The sequence below is a fragment of the Janthinobacterium aestuarii genome (assembly GCF_046113285.1).
In the GTDB taxonomy this organism is placed as follows: Bacteria; Pseudomonadota; Gammaproteobacteria; order Burkholderiales; family Burkholderiaceae_D; genus Janthinobacterium.
Map to the genome: position 1 here is coordinate 69,746 of NZ_CP142524.1, position 13,141 is coordinate 82,886.

At 63.2% G+C, this 13,141-nt stretch carries 16 protein-coding genes; 10 read left to right on the plus strand and 6 right to left on the minus strand.

All coding sequences use genetic code 11. The annotated features are described in order from the left end of the window. Positions 1-94 precede the first annotated feature (94 nt). The 8 genes from OX462_RS00305 to OX462_RS00340 all read left to right on the plus strand — a co-directional run bounded on the left by OX462_RS00305 (position 95) and on the right by OX462_RS00340 (position 5,715). A complete protein-coding gene (locus OX462_RS00305) occupies positions 95-1,579 on the plus strand; it encodes a MocR-like pyridoxine biosynthesis transcription factor PdxR (RefSeq protein ID WP_409027527.1) in 1,485 nt (494 codons plus the stop codon). A 75-nt stretch (positions 1,580-1,654) separates the two neighbouring features. Then, the gene (gene lipB, locus OX462_RS00310; protein ID WP_409027528.1) at positions 1,655-2,359 is read left to right on the plus strand and encodes a lipoyl(octanoyl) transferase LipB; all 705 of its coding nucleotides are present in this window, start codon (positions 1,655-1,657) and stop codon (positions 2,357-2,359) included. A gap of 37 nt (positions 2,360-2,396) precedes the next feature. Further along, a complete protein-coding gene (gene lipA, locus OX462_RS00315) occupies positions 2,397-3,404 on the plus strand; it encodes a lipoyl synthase (RefSeq protein WP_070223223.1) in 1,008 nt (335 codons plus the stop codon). A 122-nt stretch (positions 3,405-3,526) separates the two neighbouring features. Beyond that, complete coding sequence (locus OX462_RS00320; RefSeq protein ID WP_070223351.1) at positions 3,527-3,796, plus strand: type II toxin-antitoxin system Phd/YefM family antitoxin; 270 nt, start codon at positions 3,527-3,529, stop codon at positions 3,794-3,796. Further along, the gene (locus tag OX462_RS00325) at positions 3,777-4,082 is read left to right on the plus strand and encodes a Txe/YoeB family addiction module toxin (RefSeq protein WP_070223221.1); all 306 of its coding nucleotides are present in this window, start codon (positions 3,777-3,779) and stop codon (positions 4,080-4,082) included. The genes OX462_RS00320 and OX462_RS00325 overlap by 20 nt, the downstream gene beginning before the upstream one ends. Positions 4,083-4,172: 90 nt before the next feature. Beyond that, a complete protein-coding gene (gene ung, locus OX462_RS00330; RefSeq protein ID WP_070223219.1) occupies positions 4,173-4,841 on the plus strand; it encodes a uracil-DNA glycosylase in 669 nt (222 codons plus the stop codon). A gap of 105 nt (positions 4,842-4,946) precedes the next feature. Further along, the gene (locus OX462_RS00335; protein WP_071650246.1) at positions 4,947-5,258 is read left to right on the plus strand and encodes a type II toxin-antitoxin system TacA family antitoxin; all 312 of its coding nucleotides are present in this window, start codon (positions 4,947-4,949) and stop codon (positions 5,256-5,258) included. Beyond that, complete coding sequence (locus OX462_RS00340) at positions 5,233-5,715, plus strand: GNAT family N-acetyltransferase (protein ID WP_162995799.1); 483 nt, start codon at positions 5,233-5,235, stop codon at positions 5,713-5,715. Before OX462_RS00335 ends, OX462_RS00340 begins: the two co-directional genes overlap by 26 nt. 101 nt (positions 5,716-5,816) lie before the next feature. Here the strand turns inward: OX462_RS00340 and OX462_RS00345 are convergent, their stop codons facing one another. From OX462_RS00345 to OX462_RS00360, 4 genes are all read right to left on the minus strand, one after another. Further along, the gene (locus OX462_RS00345; protein WP_409027529.1) at positions 5,817-7,973 is read right to left on the minus strand and encodes a TonB-dependent receptor; all 2,157 of its coding nucleotides are present in this window, start codon (positions 7,971-7,973) and stop codon (positions 5,817-5,819) included. A gap of 92 nt (positions 7,974-8,065) precedes the next feature. Next, on the minus strand, positions 8,066-8,404 hold the full coding sequence (locus OX462_RS00350; RefSeq protein ID WP_070223211.1) for a hypothetical protein: 339 nt from the start codon (positions 8,402-8,404) through the stop codon (positions 8,066-8,068). Positions 8,405-8,471: 67 nt separating this feature from the next. Then, positions 8,472-9,293, minus strand: coding sequence for a helix-turn-helix transcriptional regulator (locus tag OX462_RS00355; protein WP_409027530.1), 822 nt, complete (start codon positions 9,291-9,293; stop codon positions 8,472-8,474). Continuing rightward, the gene (locus tag OX462_RS00360; protein ID WP_409027531.1) at positions 9,283-9,828 is read right to left on the minus strand and encodes a YbhB/YbcL family Raf kinase inhibitor-like protein; all 546 of its coding nucleotides are present in this window, start codon (positions 9,826-9,828) and stop codon (positions 9,283-9,285) included. Before OX462_RS00360 ends, OX462_RS00355 begins: the two co-directional genes overlap by 11 nt. Before the next feature lie 215 nt (positions 9,829-10,043). Here OX462_RS00360 and OX462_RS00365 point away from each other — a divergent pair, with 215 nt between their 5' ends. Both OX462_RS00365 and OX462_RS00370 read left to right on the plus strand, forming a co-directional pair. Beyond that, positions 10,044-11,201 (plus strand): PepSY-associated TM helix domain-containing protein, encoded by a 1,158-nt coding sequence (locus OX462_RS00365; protein WP_409027532.1) that lies wholly within the window; start codon positions 10,044-10,046, stop codon positions 11,199-11,201. A 90-nt stretch (positions 11,202-11,291) separates the two neighbouring features. Beyond that, positions 11,292-11,714, plus strand: coding sequence for a PaaI family thioesterase (locus OX462_RS00370; protein ID WP_409027533.1), 423 nt, complete (start codon positions 11,292-11,294; stop codon positions 11,712-11,714). A gap of 67 nt (positions 11,715-11,781) precedes the next feature. On the opposite strand, the gene OX462_RS00375 is transcribed toward OX462_RS00370, so the two are convergent. Beyond that, a complete protein-coding gene (locus tag OX462_RS00375; protein ID WP_409027534.1) occupies positions 11,782-12,477 on the minus strand; it encodes an anti-sigma factor in 696 nt (231 codons plus the stop codon). Beyond that, complete coding sequence (locus OX462_RS00380; protein ID WP_070288964.1) at positions 12,474-13,064, minus strand: sigma-70 family RNA polymerase sigma factor; 591 nt, start codon at positions 13,062-13,064, stop codon at positions 12,474-12,476. The genes OX462_RS00375 and OX462_RS00380 overlap by 4 nt, the downstream gene beginning before the upstream one ends. Between the last annotated feature and the right edge of the window lie 77 nt (positions 13,065-13,141).

Genomic DNA, 13,141 nt, shown 5'->3' on the forward strand with positions numbered 1-13,141 from the left:
CGCTGGCGCACCGGAACGATGAGAGTAGGTTGGTTGTGGTGTAATGCGAAGTGCCACTCATCAGAAAACTCATTGGACCACTTGGACGATCATCATGCCGCGAGGAAAATCACCGCACGCCCTGGACTTGCCTCGTCCCACCAGCTGGCTCGACAAGGCAGGCGTCAACAAGCAGGATGGCGCGTATGAAGCGCTGCGCTCGGCCATCCTGACGAAGATGCTGCCGGCGGGCAGCCGGCTGCCATCGAGCCGCACCCTGGCCGAACGGTGGGAGTTGTCGCGCGGCACCATCGAAACCGTGTTCGACCGCCTGCACGCGGAAGCGTATGTGACGCGCGTGCCCGGTTCCGGCACGCGCGTGTGCGCCGTGGTGCCGGAGCGCTTTTTGATGGCAGGATTTGCAGATACCGCCCCGGCCGCGCCGGCCAGCGTGCCCGCGCCCGCGTCGGACACGGGTGTGCGCGACGGCTTGCCCTTCGTGGCGCGGCGCGCCGACGCCAGCCTGTTTCCCATGGCAGCCTGGTCCAAGTGCGCCACGCGGGCGCTGGCGGCCGCCACGCCGGAGCAGCTGTGCAGCGCCGATCCGGCCGGCTTGCCCCAGCTGCGCCAGCAGATTGCCGACTTCCTCGCCAAGTACCGCGGCATCCGCTGCGACCCGCAAGATATCGTTGTCACGACCGGCATCCGCCACGCGATCGACTTGCTGGCGCGCGGCATCGTGCGCGATGGCGACAAGGTGTGCCTGGAAGAACCGGGGTACCCGGCCGCGCGCGCCCTGTTTGCCCTGGCCGGCGCCGTGCCCGTGGATATTGCCGTCGACGCCGAGGGCATCGATTGCGCCGCCCTGGCCGCGCACACGGACGCCTGCCTCGCGTACGTGACGCCGGCGCACCAGTCGCCGCTGGGCGTGACCATGTCCGTCACGCGCCGCCTGGCCTTGCTGGAATGGGCGAACGACAGCGGCGCCTGGGTGGTGGAAGACGATTACGACAGCGAATTCAATTACCACAGCGCGCCGCTGGCGGCCCTGAAGGCACTGGACCAGTACCAGCGCGTGATTTATTGCGGCAGTTTCAACAAGACCCTGTTTGCCGGCCTGCGCGTGGGCTTCATGGTGCTGCCGCCCGCCTTGCGCCCGCAGCTGCTGCGCATCGTGCAATTGACGGGCAGGTCCGTGGGCGTGACGGAACAGCTGGCGCTGGCCGCCTGGATGGAAGAAGGCGCCTTCGTGCGCCATCTGCGCCAGGCCAGGCTGGCCTACAAGGAGCGGCGCGACCTGCTGCTGGCCTGCCTCGAGCAGACGGCCCCCGGGCGTTACACGATTTCCGGCCAGCAGGCGGGCTTTCATTGCGTGCTGTGGCTGCCGCCCGATGGCGATGAACGGGCCTTTTGCGCGCGCGCGGCGCAGGAGGGTCTGGCGCTGCAGCCGCTCGGCGATTTTTGCCACAGCGCCAGGCTGGCGCCGGCCGTGCTGCTCGGTTACACGGCCTTGAGCCTGGCCCAGGTGCGCTACGCTGCACAAAAATTGGGCAGCTTGCTGCTGCCTTCTGGCAACGACGAGGCGCCCTTGGCTGAATGAAACGGCGGCCTGGCTTATAATCACGGCTTCGCCGCAGCGTCCGCAGGGCGCCGGCAGCTGATTACAGAATCTGTCATGACCACCACCCGCACCGAAACGGCGCTGATCCGCGAGCTGGGCCGCGTCGATTACGAGCCGACCTTTGCCGCCATGCGCGCCTTTACCGATGCGCGCACGACGGACACGCGCGACGAACTGTGGATCGTCGAACATCCGCCCGTATTTACTTTGGGCCTGGCGGCCGACCGCGGCCATCTGCTGGCCGGCGCCGAGAGTGTGCCCGTGGTGCAGACGGACCGGGGCGGCGAAGTGACGTTCCACGGCCCCGGCCAGGTGGTGATTTACCTGCTGATGGACTTGCGCCGCAACAAGCCGGGCGGCAAGCTGTATGCGCGCCAGTTCGTGCATAAAATCGAGCAAGCCATCATCAACGTGCTGGCGGCGTATAATCTCGCTGGCGAGCGCATCGATGGCGCGCCTGGCATCTATATTGCTGGCGGACCAGACAAGGGTGCGAAGATCGCCGCGCTGGGCTTGAAAGTGCGCGGCAACGGTTGCACCTACCATGGCGTATCGCTCAACGTGGCGATGGACCTGGCGCCGTTTTCCTGGATTAACCCTTGCGGCTATTCCGGCCTGAAGACGGCGGACATGCGCAGCATGGGCGTCGTGGCGCCGCTGGCCGAGGTGCAGCGGGCCCTGGCCCAGGAATTGACCGTATTACTCGATGTAAGCGAAGTAAACAGCGCCGCAGGCGCGCCTCAGGCAGCGGATGCCTGAGCAAACAAACCAACATGCCCGTCAAGGGCTTGCAGCCATGACTTCTGAGACCATTTCCAGCACCGCCCCCGCCGCTCCCGCCTACAACCCGAGCGAAAAGCAAAAAGGCGCCAGCAAGACTTCGCGCATCCCGATCAAGATCGTCCCGATCGAGCAGATCGAGCGCCTGAAAAAGCCGGACTGGATCCGCGTCAAGGCCGCTTCGGCTTCGACCCGTTTCTATGAAATCAAGGATGTGTTGCGCGAAAACAAGCTCGTGACCGTGTGCGAGGAAGCCAGCTGCCCGAACATCGGCGAGTGCTTCGGCAAGGGCACGGCCACCTTCATGATCATGGGCGACAAGTGCACGCGCCGCTGCCCGTTCTGCGACGTCGGCCATGGCCGTCCGGACCCGCTGGACAAGGAAGAGCCGGCCAACCTGTCGAAAACCATCGCCAAGCTGCGCCTGAACTACGTCGTCATCACCTCCGTCGACCGCGATGACTTGCGCGACGGCGGCGCCGGCCATTTCGTCGAGTGCATCCAGCAAACGCGCGCCCTGTCGCCGAACACCCGCATCGAAGTGCTGGTGCCCGACTTCCGTGGCCGCCTGGAAAAAGCCCTGGATCTGTTCAAGGATGGTTTGCCTGACGTCATGAACCACAACCTGGAAACGGCACCGCGCCTGTACAAGGAAGCACGTCCCGGCTCCGACTACATGCACTCGCTGAAACTGCTGAAGGATTTCAAGGCCATGTACCCGGACGTCAAAACCAAGTCCGGCATCATGGTGGGCCTGGGCGAGACGGACGAGGAAATCCTGCAAGTCATGCGCGACATGCGCGAGCACGACATCGACATGCTGACCATCGGCCAGTACCTGGCGCCATCGAACAGCCACCTGCCCGTGCGCCGTTACGTGCACCCGGACGTCTTCAAAATGTTCGAAGAGGAAGCCTATAAAATGGGCTTCACCCACGCCGCCGTGGGCGCCATGGTGCGCAGCTCGTACCACGCGGATGAACAGGCGCACAGCGCCGGCGTGGAATCGGCGCTGAATTTCTAAGCAGCTTGCGCCACATCAAAGCCGCCCGCGATAGCGTGGCGGCTTTTTTTTGCCTGATTGAGGTGATGTACAATATCCTGTACAATTATTGGCATGTACTTTCCATGGAGTGGTGGCACCGCATGAATATCCTGACTTTCAGCGAGGCGCGCGCGGGCCTGAAAAGCGTGATGGACGACGTCTGCAACGACCATACGCCTACGGTGATCACGCGCGTGAATGGCGAACATGTGGTGATGCTGTCCTTGTCGGACTACAACAGCATCGAGGAAACCCTGTATTTGCTGGGCACGGCAAAGAATGCCAGCCGGCTGATGGCGTCCGTGGCGCAGATCAAGGCGGGCAAGGCGCAGCCACGGGCATTGGCGCGGCATGAAAAACCGGAAGACTGAAAACAAGCAGCAGGCGCGCGCCGCCGTGCTGGCCTGGACCGATCATGCCTGGGAGGATTATCTGTTCTGGCAAGAGAACGACTTGAAAATCCTGCAAAAAATCAACGACTTGCTCGATGCATGCCTGGCCGATCCGTTCAAGGGCACGGGCAAGCCGGAACCGCTGAAAGGCGACCTGACGGGTTTCTGGTCGCGCCGCATCGACCGCCAGCACCGGCTCGTGTATCTGCCCGACGCGGGCTGCATCTACGTGGCGGCCTGCCGTTATCACTATGACGACAAATAGGCATTGCCCAGCCGTACCGTAACGCGGTACCGGACGTGACGCGGCTATACTGATCAATGATGTTTTAAAAACATGATTGACGGGGGAGCCATGGACGTACGCATCGACGCATCGTGGAAGGCGCGGCTGGAGGGGGAGTTTGCCCAGCCCTACTGGGAGCGCCTGGCCGCCTTCGTCAAGGCCGAATATGCGGCGGGGCCGTGTTGTCCTCCCGGTAAACTCATTTTTCGCGCCTTCGACCTGACGCCGTTCGGGCAAGTCAAGGTGGTGATCCTGGGGCAAGACCCGTATCACACGCCCGGTGCCGCCATGGGGCTGTGCTTTTCGATTCCCGAAGGCACGCCGCCGCAGCCGAGCCTGCAGAATATCTTCAAGGAATTACACAGCGACATGGGCGTGGCGCGCACGCGCACGGATTTGTCCGACTGGGCCGAGCAAGGCGTGTTCCTGCTCAACAGCGTGCTGACGGTGCGCGCCGGGGCGGCCGGTTCGCATGCAGCCAAGGGGTGGGAAAAGCTGACGGACAGCGCCATCGGCCACCTGTCCGCCGAGCGCGAACACCTTGTGTTCATCCTGTGGGGCGGCTATGCGCAAGCCAAGCGCACTTTGATCGACCCCGGCAAGCACCTGGTGCTGGCAGCGCCCCATCCATCTCCCTTGTCGGCCAGCAAAGGTTTCTTTGGCAGCAAGCCGTTCAGCCAGGCAAATGCGTATCTGCAGGCGCATCATCATGCCGAAATCAAATGGGGCAATGAGTAATGGTGACATTTTGTCTCCAATAAGGGTTGCTTTGTCCCCATCATGTACTATGCTCATTGGGATACCCGACGACACCCGAACAAACCCGACGACACGAGCTAAATAATGAGTGTGACTGAAGAACGCGGCCGTATTACGGCCAGGGTTTCCGGCTCAATTGCCGAGAAACTTCAAGAAGCGGCTGAGCTGACCGGCGCTACCTTGAATCAATTCCTCGTGCAAGCTGCATTGGAAAAGGCGGAAATGATCATCGATCGCGAATACCTGATCCGCTATTCCCGTCGTGACGCCGCCATGATGATCGATTTGCTGGAAAACCCGCAGGGGCCGAATGCGGCTTTGACGAAGGCTTTTGAAAATTATGCACAGAAAGTAGAGAATGGCGTACTTCGTGACAGCACTGAAAGCAATACATGATGTAACAAGGTTTCATTGCGGCACACCGGTATTGGATACGTGGTTGCAGACAATAGCAAGGCAGCATCAGCGGCATGGCGCATCGCGAACGTTCGCGCTGGTCGATGAAACTGATCCTACGGAAATTATTGGCTATTTTTCACTGGCGATTCGTACCATGACCCCCAAGGAGGCTATTCCCATCGCCATGATGAAGAAGTTGCCCAGCAACGTACCCGGCTTTACCTTGGCGCGGCTTGCTGTCGCGCAGCGGCATCAGCGTCGCGGCTTTGGCCGATTGCTGCTGGTAGCGGCCATGAAGCGTGTGCAATCGGTCGCAGCGGAGGTGGGCGGTTTTGCCCTGTTTGTCGATGCCAAAGAGCCGCAAGGCACGCAATTTTATCAACAGTATGGTTTTACGCCCCTCCCCGATGATCCGCTGACCATGCTGCTACCAATCGCCGATATTCCCCATTAAAACAGCATCCCGATAGACGCCACGAGATCGTTTCTTAACGGCAACCGACAGCGGCAGGCGTTGCTCCCTGCCGCTGTCTTCGCGCGTAACGGTGGTAACGGTTAAAAACTGGTGGACAGGCCGGCGTAGATGCTGCGGCGGGCGCCATACTGCGGCGCTCCCACGCCCACGCCGGAACCGTCGCGCAGCAAATACGACTTGTCGAACAGGTTGATCAGGGCCAGCCGTCCTTCCACCTTGCCCACCGGCGTGTTCTTCCACGTGTGCGTGAGCGCCGTGTTGACGGTGAAGTAACTCGGCAAATGGCCGGAATTCGGTGCGCCGCCCTCCGGCGTCATGCGCAGGCCGCTGCCGTAGAGGAAGTCAGCGCTCACTTGCGAATCGCCGAAGTGATAATGGCCGCCGCCCGACAGCGTGTATTTCTGGTCATGATCGAGGTAGACATAGTGGCTGCTGATGTAGTTCAACTCATCGGCGCCAAACAGGGCTTGCCCCGAATTGATGTTGCGGCCCTGCGCCTTTTGCGTGCTGGCGTTGAGGAACAGGCCCCAGTTTTTCTCGCTGTAGATGGCGGACAGCTCCAGGCCCTTGGCGTAGCCGTCCGCATAGTTGAACGGCGTCAGGATCAACGCCTGGCCGAACTGGCCTTCGTCGAGCAGGTTGTTGATCTTTTTATAGTACACATCGGCCGTCACGGTCAGCTTTGAATTGACCTGGTGGCTGATGCCGATATCGTAGTAATGCGTGCGCTCGGCCTTGACGTTGTCGGACCGGCCGATTTCCGGCGCATTCGTCGTGTTCGCATACAGGTCGATGCTGCCCTGGGCGGCCAGTTCCTGCGGCGGCGGCGTGAAGTAGCGCGAATAGCCGGCGTGCAGGGCCGTGCCCGGCGCGATCTGGTAGGCCAGGTTGACGCGCGGGCTCCATTGCTGTTCGCTCGTGTAGGCCGAGACCTTGTCGAAGCGGGCGCCGTAGTTCAGGGTCAGCGGCTTGCTGATGTGCCACTCATCCTGCAGGTAGACACTGGCCAGGGTGCCCGTCTTGCCGCTGTTGTCCAGAATGCTGACCGGCGTGGTGGAAGTTTGCGCGCCGTCCATGGCGGGGAAGACGGCCACCGTGTTGTCGCTCGTCGTTTTCTGGCGCGTGTAGGCCAGGCCCGCGCGCACGGTGTGGTCCTGGTGCAACTTGTAGCTGATGTCGAACTGGACACCGGAAGCGCTGTTCGCGCGGCGCGAGTCCGAGGCCACGCCGTTGTAGATCAAGTCGCCGATGGCGTCGGGCGTGAAGTGCAGTTCCGAATACTGGTGGAAGGCCGACACCTGGTAATTGACGTCGCCCAGGCTTTTTTGCAGCGACAGCACGAGAAAACGGTTCACTTCGCGCTGGTTTTCATTCAGCTGCGAGGAAGCGATGCTGGACGTGCCCGCCTGCGCATCGCTGTGGCCGGCCAAGCTGAATGCCGGCGCCTGGTCCGGGTTGTTCGGGATCTGGAAGCGGCCGTTATAGGTGCCGAACATGGCGCCCAGGCGGGTATTGTCATCGAGGAAATACGACAGGCTGCCGAACGATTTGTTCTGGCGCGTCTTGTCGTGCAGGGCGCTGCGCGTGGCTTGCGGGTTTTCCACGCCCAGTGCATTGCCCAGGTAGCTACCGGACAGGTAGTAATTGAACTTGCCCACGCTGCCGAAAAATTCGGCACTCGGCTCCACATGGTCGTGGCTGCCCACCATGATGCCGATGCGCCCGCCCGGCGTCATGCCGCCCTCCTTCGTTTCAATATCGACGATGCCGGCCGTGCGCAGGCCGAACTGGGCCGGCAAGGCGCCCGTCATGAAATCCGTCTTGTCGATCAATCGCGTGTCGATCGACTGGCCGAAGCCGCTGATGCTTTCGGGCAACTGCACGCCGTTGATGCGGTATTGTACGTTGGCATGGTCGTCGCGCACGTGCAGGGCGCCGGAGCCCTTCGAATCCTGCGACACGCCCGGCAGGCGCAGCAGCACTTCATTGAACGGCGTGTTGTCGCCCTGGCCCAGCATGTCGACCATGTGGCTGTCGATGCTGTAGATGGTGGTGCCGACTTTCGGCGACAGTTCGATGCGCGCGCTTTTCAGATGGGCGGAGGTGACTTCCACCTTTTGCATTTCCGGTGGGGCGGTATCGCTACTGGCTTCGGCAGGCTCGGCGGCATGGGCGGAAACGGTAAACAGGCTGGCAAGGGCGAGCGACAGCGCGCTCAGACGTGGAGTGTGTTGCATGGTAAACCTCGAAAATAGTCAACGCCAGGCGGCCCGGCGCGCATCAAAGCGCGGCAAGGGGCAGCCTGAAAAGGATAAAAACAGCGTGGGAACTACAGTGAGGCGGCAGGCGGGCCGCGCACGGGCGGCAGGACGAGGACGGCGACGGGCGCCAGGGTAGCGGGCGCGAGGGCCAGCAGGCGGTACGGCAGTAACTGGGCGGGCGGCTCGGCGATGGCCGGCGGCACGGCGATGTCGGCCACCTTGTCGATGACCGTGGCGCACAGCGCGCACTCTTCCGCGTCGAGCGTCGTCTTGTGCAGGTGCGAGGCGGCCGTCGACAGCAGGAACACGAGGGCCAGCGCACTGAACAGCGCCACGCACAGCTGCCACGGCGTGCGCGCGAGGGCGGACGCCGGGTAAGGCTTGCGGGATGGCTGGCGGGAAGACATGGGCGCATAGTAGCAAGAAAATCGCCGCGCTGTCAGCGCTTGTTGCTTGATTTGCGCCAGAGCGGGCTTACAAGGTGGCGCGCAGGTCGCGCGGCGACAGGCCGTAATGCTGGCGGAAACGGGCCGCGAAGCGCGATGGCGAGGCATAGCCGCAGGCGGCGGCGATGTCGCCGATGGGTAAGATGCCAGATTGTAATTCCTGCAAGGCCAGTCCCAGGCGTACGTCTTCCAGGATGGCGCGGAAATGGCGCTGTTCCAGGGCCAGCTGGCGGCGCAGGGTGGAGGCGCCCAGGTGCAGATGGCTGGCGACCTTGGCCACGCTCCAGTCGGCGCCCGGGTCCAGCAGCAGCACTTGCTGCACGCGCGCGGCCAGCGGATCGCGGCGGTCCAGCAACAGCGGGCCGCAATGGCCGCCCAGTGCCAGGGCCAGCAGCAAGCCTTCCGCCTGGTGCGCCAGCAGCGCGGGCGGTGTGCTGCTCGCCAGGCTGGCCGTCAGCTGGTCCCAGGCCAGTGCCGCGTGGGCATCGAGCGGCACGCACAGGCTGGCCGTGGCCGCCTGGCGCAGCTGGGTATCGACGAGGCCGCCATGGCGCGCGCGGAAACGGGCGATCAGGGCCGGCGAAAAACTCAGCACTTCCGCCCGGTAGCCTTGCGCGCCGGGCAGGTTGGCCACGCCCAGTTCCTGTCCGGCCGGCATCAGCACCACGTCGTGCGTGCCGGCGCGCGCCTGGCGGGCGCCCCATTCCAGCAGTTTCGTTCCTTGCCGCACGCGGCACAGGGCGCTCTGGAAGACGGGCACGCGGCGCAGGGTTTGCGCGCGGCGCGCCTCGATGGTGCCGTGGGCGATGCGCAGCTCGCTCAGGGCCACCGCTTCCATGTCATCTGCCATACAGTCCCGTCAGTTGTGCCTTGCCCAGCGCGTTGGCATTGAGCATGTAGCCGAGCATGGCGCCGCTGGCGTGCTGGTCCAGCGGCAGCTTGTCCGTTTTCAGCGCCCACACCGTGATCTGGTAGCGGTGGGCCTGGTCGCCCGGTGGCGGGCAGGCGCCGCCGTAGGCGCTGTCGCCGTAATCGTTGCGCCCTTGTACGGCGCCGGCTGGCAGGGTGGCGGTTGTCGTTCCCGCAGGCAAGGACGTGGTGCTGGTCGGCACATTGAATACGCTCCAGTGCCACCAGCCGCTGCCCGTGGGCGCGTCCGGATCGTACAGGGTGATGGCGTAGCTTTTCGTGCCGGCTGGGGCATTGCTCCACGACAATTGCGGCGACAGGTTGCCGCCCGTGCAGCCGAAGCCCTGGAACACTTGCGCGCTCGCCAGGCGCTGGCCGGGGGCGATGTCGGTGCTGGTGACCGTGAAATCGGCGGCGTGCGCGCCCAGGTGCAGAGCGAGGCCCAAGGTGGCGGCGAGGAAGCGGGAGGCGGTCATGGTTTTCCTTTCGATAAGTATAGGGGAAAGTGTATGCCGTGCAATATTTACCCGCGATGCCGATGCGCTCGCTGATGGTGCCGAAACGCTCGTTTTATCCTATTTCAGACGTTCGCATGAGCGTGTTGTGCGGTTTGCCGCTTTCTGACCGTGCATGATTTTCACTGTGGGGCTTTCATGCTATCGTTTCGCAGCCCAAATTTCCCAAAGTTTCCATGTCACAACGCTCGATCAAGTGGTTGCTCAGCAAACTGCACCTGTACGTGGGGCTGTGGTTCGGCGCCCTGTTCGTCCTGCTGGGCTTGACGGGCTCCGCCATCGCCTGGATGCCGGAAATCGACGCTTACCTGAATCCCAACTTGTTACAGGCGAGCACGCCCGCGCCCGGCCAGGTGTTCCAGGTGACGCCGCGTACGCTGCAAGCGGTGTTGGATGGGCTTACGGCCGACCCCTCCTACGGCAAGCCGAGCCAGCTCAATCCGCCTGCCGACGCGCGCGACGTGTACGTGGCCTCGTACCGCCAGCCAGGCAAGCCATCCCTCTTCAGCCAGGCCATCGTGCGCCAGGTGATGGTCGACCCCTACACCCTGCAAGTCAAAGGCGAGCGCGACTGGGGGCGCTTCGGCCTCACGCGCCCATTGCTGATGTCGGGCATGTTTCATTTGCACCGCTATGTATTGTCCGGCGACGCGGGCAAGACGATCACGGGCATTTCCGGCGTGGCCCTGCTGCTGATGGCCCTGAGCGGCATTTACCTGTGGTGGCCGCGCCTGCAGTGGACGGCGATCCGGCGCGCCTTGACCGTGTCGCATGGCGGCTCCTGGCCCCGTTTCAATTACACCTTGCACAAGGCGGCGGGCTTCTTTGCCGCGCCCGTGCTGGCCATGCTCGCCTTTTCCGGCATCTATTTCAATTTGCCGCAATTGATCGTGCCCCTGGTGGAGCTCGTGTCGACGGTGCCGGACACGGCAAAACTCAAGAATGTGCAGCAGGACGGCGCCGTGCTCGATGCAGGCCAGGCGATGGCCGCCGCGCAGCAGCTGTATCCGCAGGCACGCGTGTCGCGCATCGTGCTGCCGGCCAAGAAGGACCAGCCGTACGACGTGCGCGTGCGCCAGCCCGGCGAAATCGCCGAGGGCGACGGCGCCACGCGCATCACGCTGGACGCGCGCAGCGGCTTGCCCCTGCGCATACGCGATCCCTTGCGGGCGCCGGCCGGAGACGTTTTCCTGGGCTGGCAATTCCCCCTGCATTCGGGCCAGGCGTTTGGCGTGGCCGGGCGCGCCTTCATTACGCTGTTTGGCCTGATGCCCTTGCTGTTCCTGCTGACGGGGATGCTGGTGTGGTGGAAACGGCGGCGCGGCCGGAAATAAGCGGCGGCCAAACCGTTGCGGGGAAAGTTGCTATCATCATAGTATTTTCCGGCAGATCCGCTTTCCGGACTCACCCGCACAAGGACCAGCATGAGCAATCCCGACATCACCGTAGCAATGTTGAATGAACGCGGCACGGGCCGCCTGCCCGGCCACCTGGGTATCGTCATCACGGCCGTGGGCGACGGCCAGCTGACGGCGGAATTGCCCGTGTTGCCGCACCTGCTGGCGCCGAACGGCTACCTGCACGCGGGCAGCGTGGTGACCCTGGCCGACACGGCGTCCGGCTATGGCTGCATCGTCAACCTGCCCGAAGGCGCGACGAATTTCACCACCATCGAACTGAAATCGAACCACCTGGGCACGGCCCGCGAAGGCACGCTGATCTGCACGGCGAAAGTCGAGCACAAGGGCCGCAACACGCAAGTGTGGGATGCCGTGGTGAAAAGCAAGGAAACGGGCAAGACGATTGCCCTCTTCCGCTGCACGCAGATGATTCTGTATCCAAAGTAAGGTAAGCAACCCAAATCAACTGCCGGGGTCAGACCCGACGGGTCTGACCCCGGATTTTGCGTTAGGGTTAAATTTTTACCCAGTTACCTTTATACAAGATCGGTCCCGTCGGTCCGTCCGGATTCGGCGAACCGCCTTTCGGCTCCAGGGTGACGGCCAGCAAGGCCACGTCGTTGCCGAGGGCGCGCTGGGACAGGGCCAGTTTCACGTTGCCCTTGTCGGCGAGTAAACCCAGGGAGCGCGGGTTGCCGCTCTTCGGCACGGCCCACAGTTCCAGATCCTTATCACTTGGCACGGGCGCGTTGGCCACCATGCGCACCTCGAGCGCGCCGTGGCGGCTGTCGGCCGTCAGCAGCAATGCCGTTTGCGCCTTCTCGTCCGTCAGGCTGGCGACATAGCTGATCTGCGGCGCGTCCATCACGCGCGTGGCCACGACGATCACCAGCAGCGCGGCGATGGCACTCGACGCCATGCCCAGACCACGCCAGAACGACAGCGAATCGCGGAACAAGAACCAGCCGCCCTGCGGCTTCAGGTGCAGGCGCTGCTCGATCTGCTGCCACACGCGCTTGGGCGGCGCCACGGGCGTGGCGAATTCGGCCATCGGTTCCAGGCGCTGGCGCCATTCGGCCGTGATATTGCGCAAATCGGCGTCGTTGTGCAGCCAGCCTTCGAAACGCCGCCGCGCGCCCCCTTTCAGGGTGCCCAGCACGTATTCGGACGCCAGTTTCTGGCGCAGCGCGTCATTGCCGCGGATATTCATGATGCCTCCCGTTTCGCCAGGCACGTGCGCAGCCGTTCCAGGCTGCGGCGTATCCACGTCTTCACGGTGCCGATCGGCAGCGACATCTGCTGCGCCACTTCGCTGTGCGACAGATCGTGATAGAACGCCAGGGCGACCACCTGCCGGTGCAGCCCTTCCAGGGCGGACATGCAAAACGCCAGCGCCTTGGCATCACCGCTCATCTGCAGCGATTCGATCGGCGTGGCCTGGGGGTCCCGGAGTGCATTCATGACTTCGCTATCAAACTGTTCGGCATCGATTTCCACGGTATCGTCGCTGCGCCGCAGCACATCGAACGCCTTGTTGCGCACGATGGTGGCCATCCAGGTCATCGGCGCGGCCAGATGGCTCTGGTAAGCGGCGGCGTTGTTCCAGATGGCGACAAAACCCTCTTGCAAGGCTTCTTCTGCGAGCTCTTGCTTATGCAATATACGCAGCGCGAAGCCAAACAGTTTCGATGAGGTGGAGTTATATAGCTGGCGGAACGCCGTGGCGTCCTTGTTCCCGGTGGCAAGCAGCCAGGTTTTCAGTTGCTGCGGGTCGAGCGATTGAGCGGCTGGGGACACGGCTGGCCTTCACAAGGTGAATGGGATCACGCCTGGGAAGGTTATAACAGATTGACAACGCTTGGCAACAGGGTTTT

Coding starts and splice junctions, on each gene's coding strand:
- OX462_RS00350 (WP_070223211.1), bottom strand. CDS start 8,404: ATGTCTTCCCGCCAGCCATCCCGCAAGCCTTACCCGGCGTCCGCCCTC.
- OX462_RS00325 (WP_070223221.1), top strand. CDS start 3,777: ATGAAAAACCGGAAGACTGAAAACAAGCAGCAGGCGCGCGCCGCCGTG.
- OX462_RS00320 (WP_070223351.1), top strand. CDS start 3,527: ATGAATATCCTGACTTTCAGCGAGGCGCGCGCGGGCCTGAAAAGCGTG.
- ung (WP_070223219.1), top strand. CDS start 4,173: ATGGACGTACGCATCGACGCATCGTGGAAGGCGCGGCTGGAGGGGGAG.
- lipA (WP_070223223.1), top strand. CDS start 2,397: ATGACTTCTGAGACCATTTCCAGCACCGCCCCCGCCGCTCCCGCCTAC.
- OX462_RS00345 (WP_409027529.1), bottom strand. CDS start 7,973: ATGCAACACACTCCACGTCTGAGCGCGCTGTCGCTCGCCCTTGCCAGC.
- OX462_RS00360 (WP_409027531.1), bottom strand. CDS start 9,828: ATGACCGCCTCCCGCTTCCTCGCCGCCACCTTGGGCCTCGCTCTGCAC.
- OX462_RS00305 (WP_409027527.1), top strand. CDS start 95: ATGCCGCGAGGAAAATCACCGCACGCCCTGGACTTGCCTCGTCCCACC.
- OX462_RS00365 (WP_409027532.1), top strand. CDS start 10,044: ATGTCACAACGCTCGATCAAGTGGTTGCTCAGCAAACTGCACCTGTAC.
- lipB (WP_409027528.1), top strand. CDS start 1,655: ATGACCACCACCCGCACCGAAACGGCGCTGATCCGCGAGCTGGGCCGC.
- OX462_RS00335 (WP_071650246.1), top strand. CDS start 4,947: ATGAGTGTGACTGAAGAACGCGGCCGTATTACGGCCAGGGTTTCCGGC.
- OX462_RS00370 (WP_409027533.1), top strand. CDS start 11,292: ATGAGCAATCCCGACATCACCGTAGCAATGTTGAATGAACGCGGCACG.
- OX462_RS00355 (WP_409027530.1), bottom strand. CDS start 9,293: ATGGCAGATGACATGGAAGCGGTGGCCCTGAGCGAGCTGCGCATCGCC.
- OX462_RS00375 (WP_409027534.1), bottom strand. CDS start 12,477: ATGAATATCCGCGGCAATGACGCGCTGCGCCAGAAACTGGCGTCCGAA.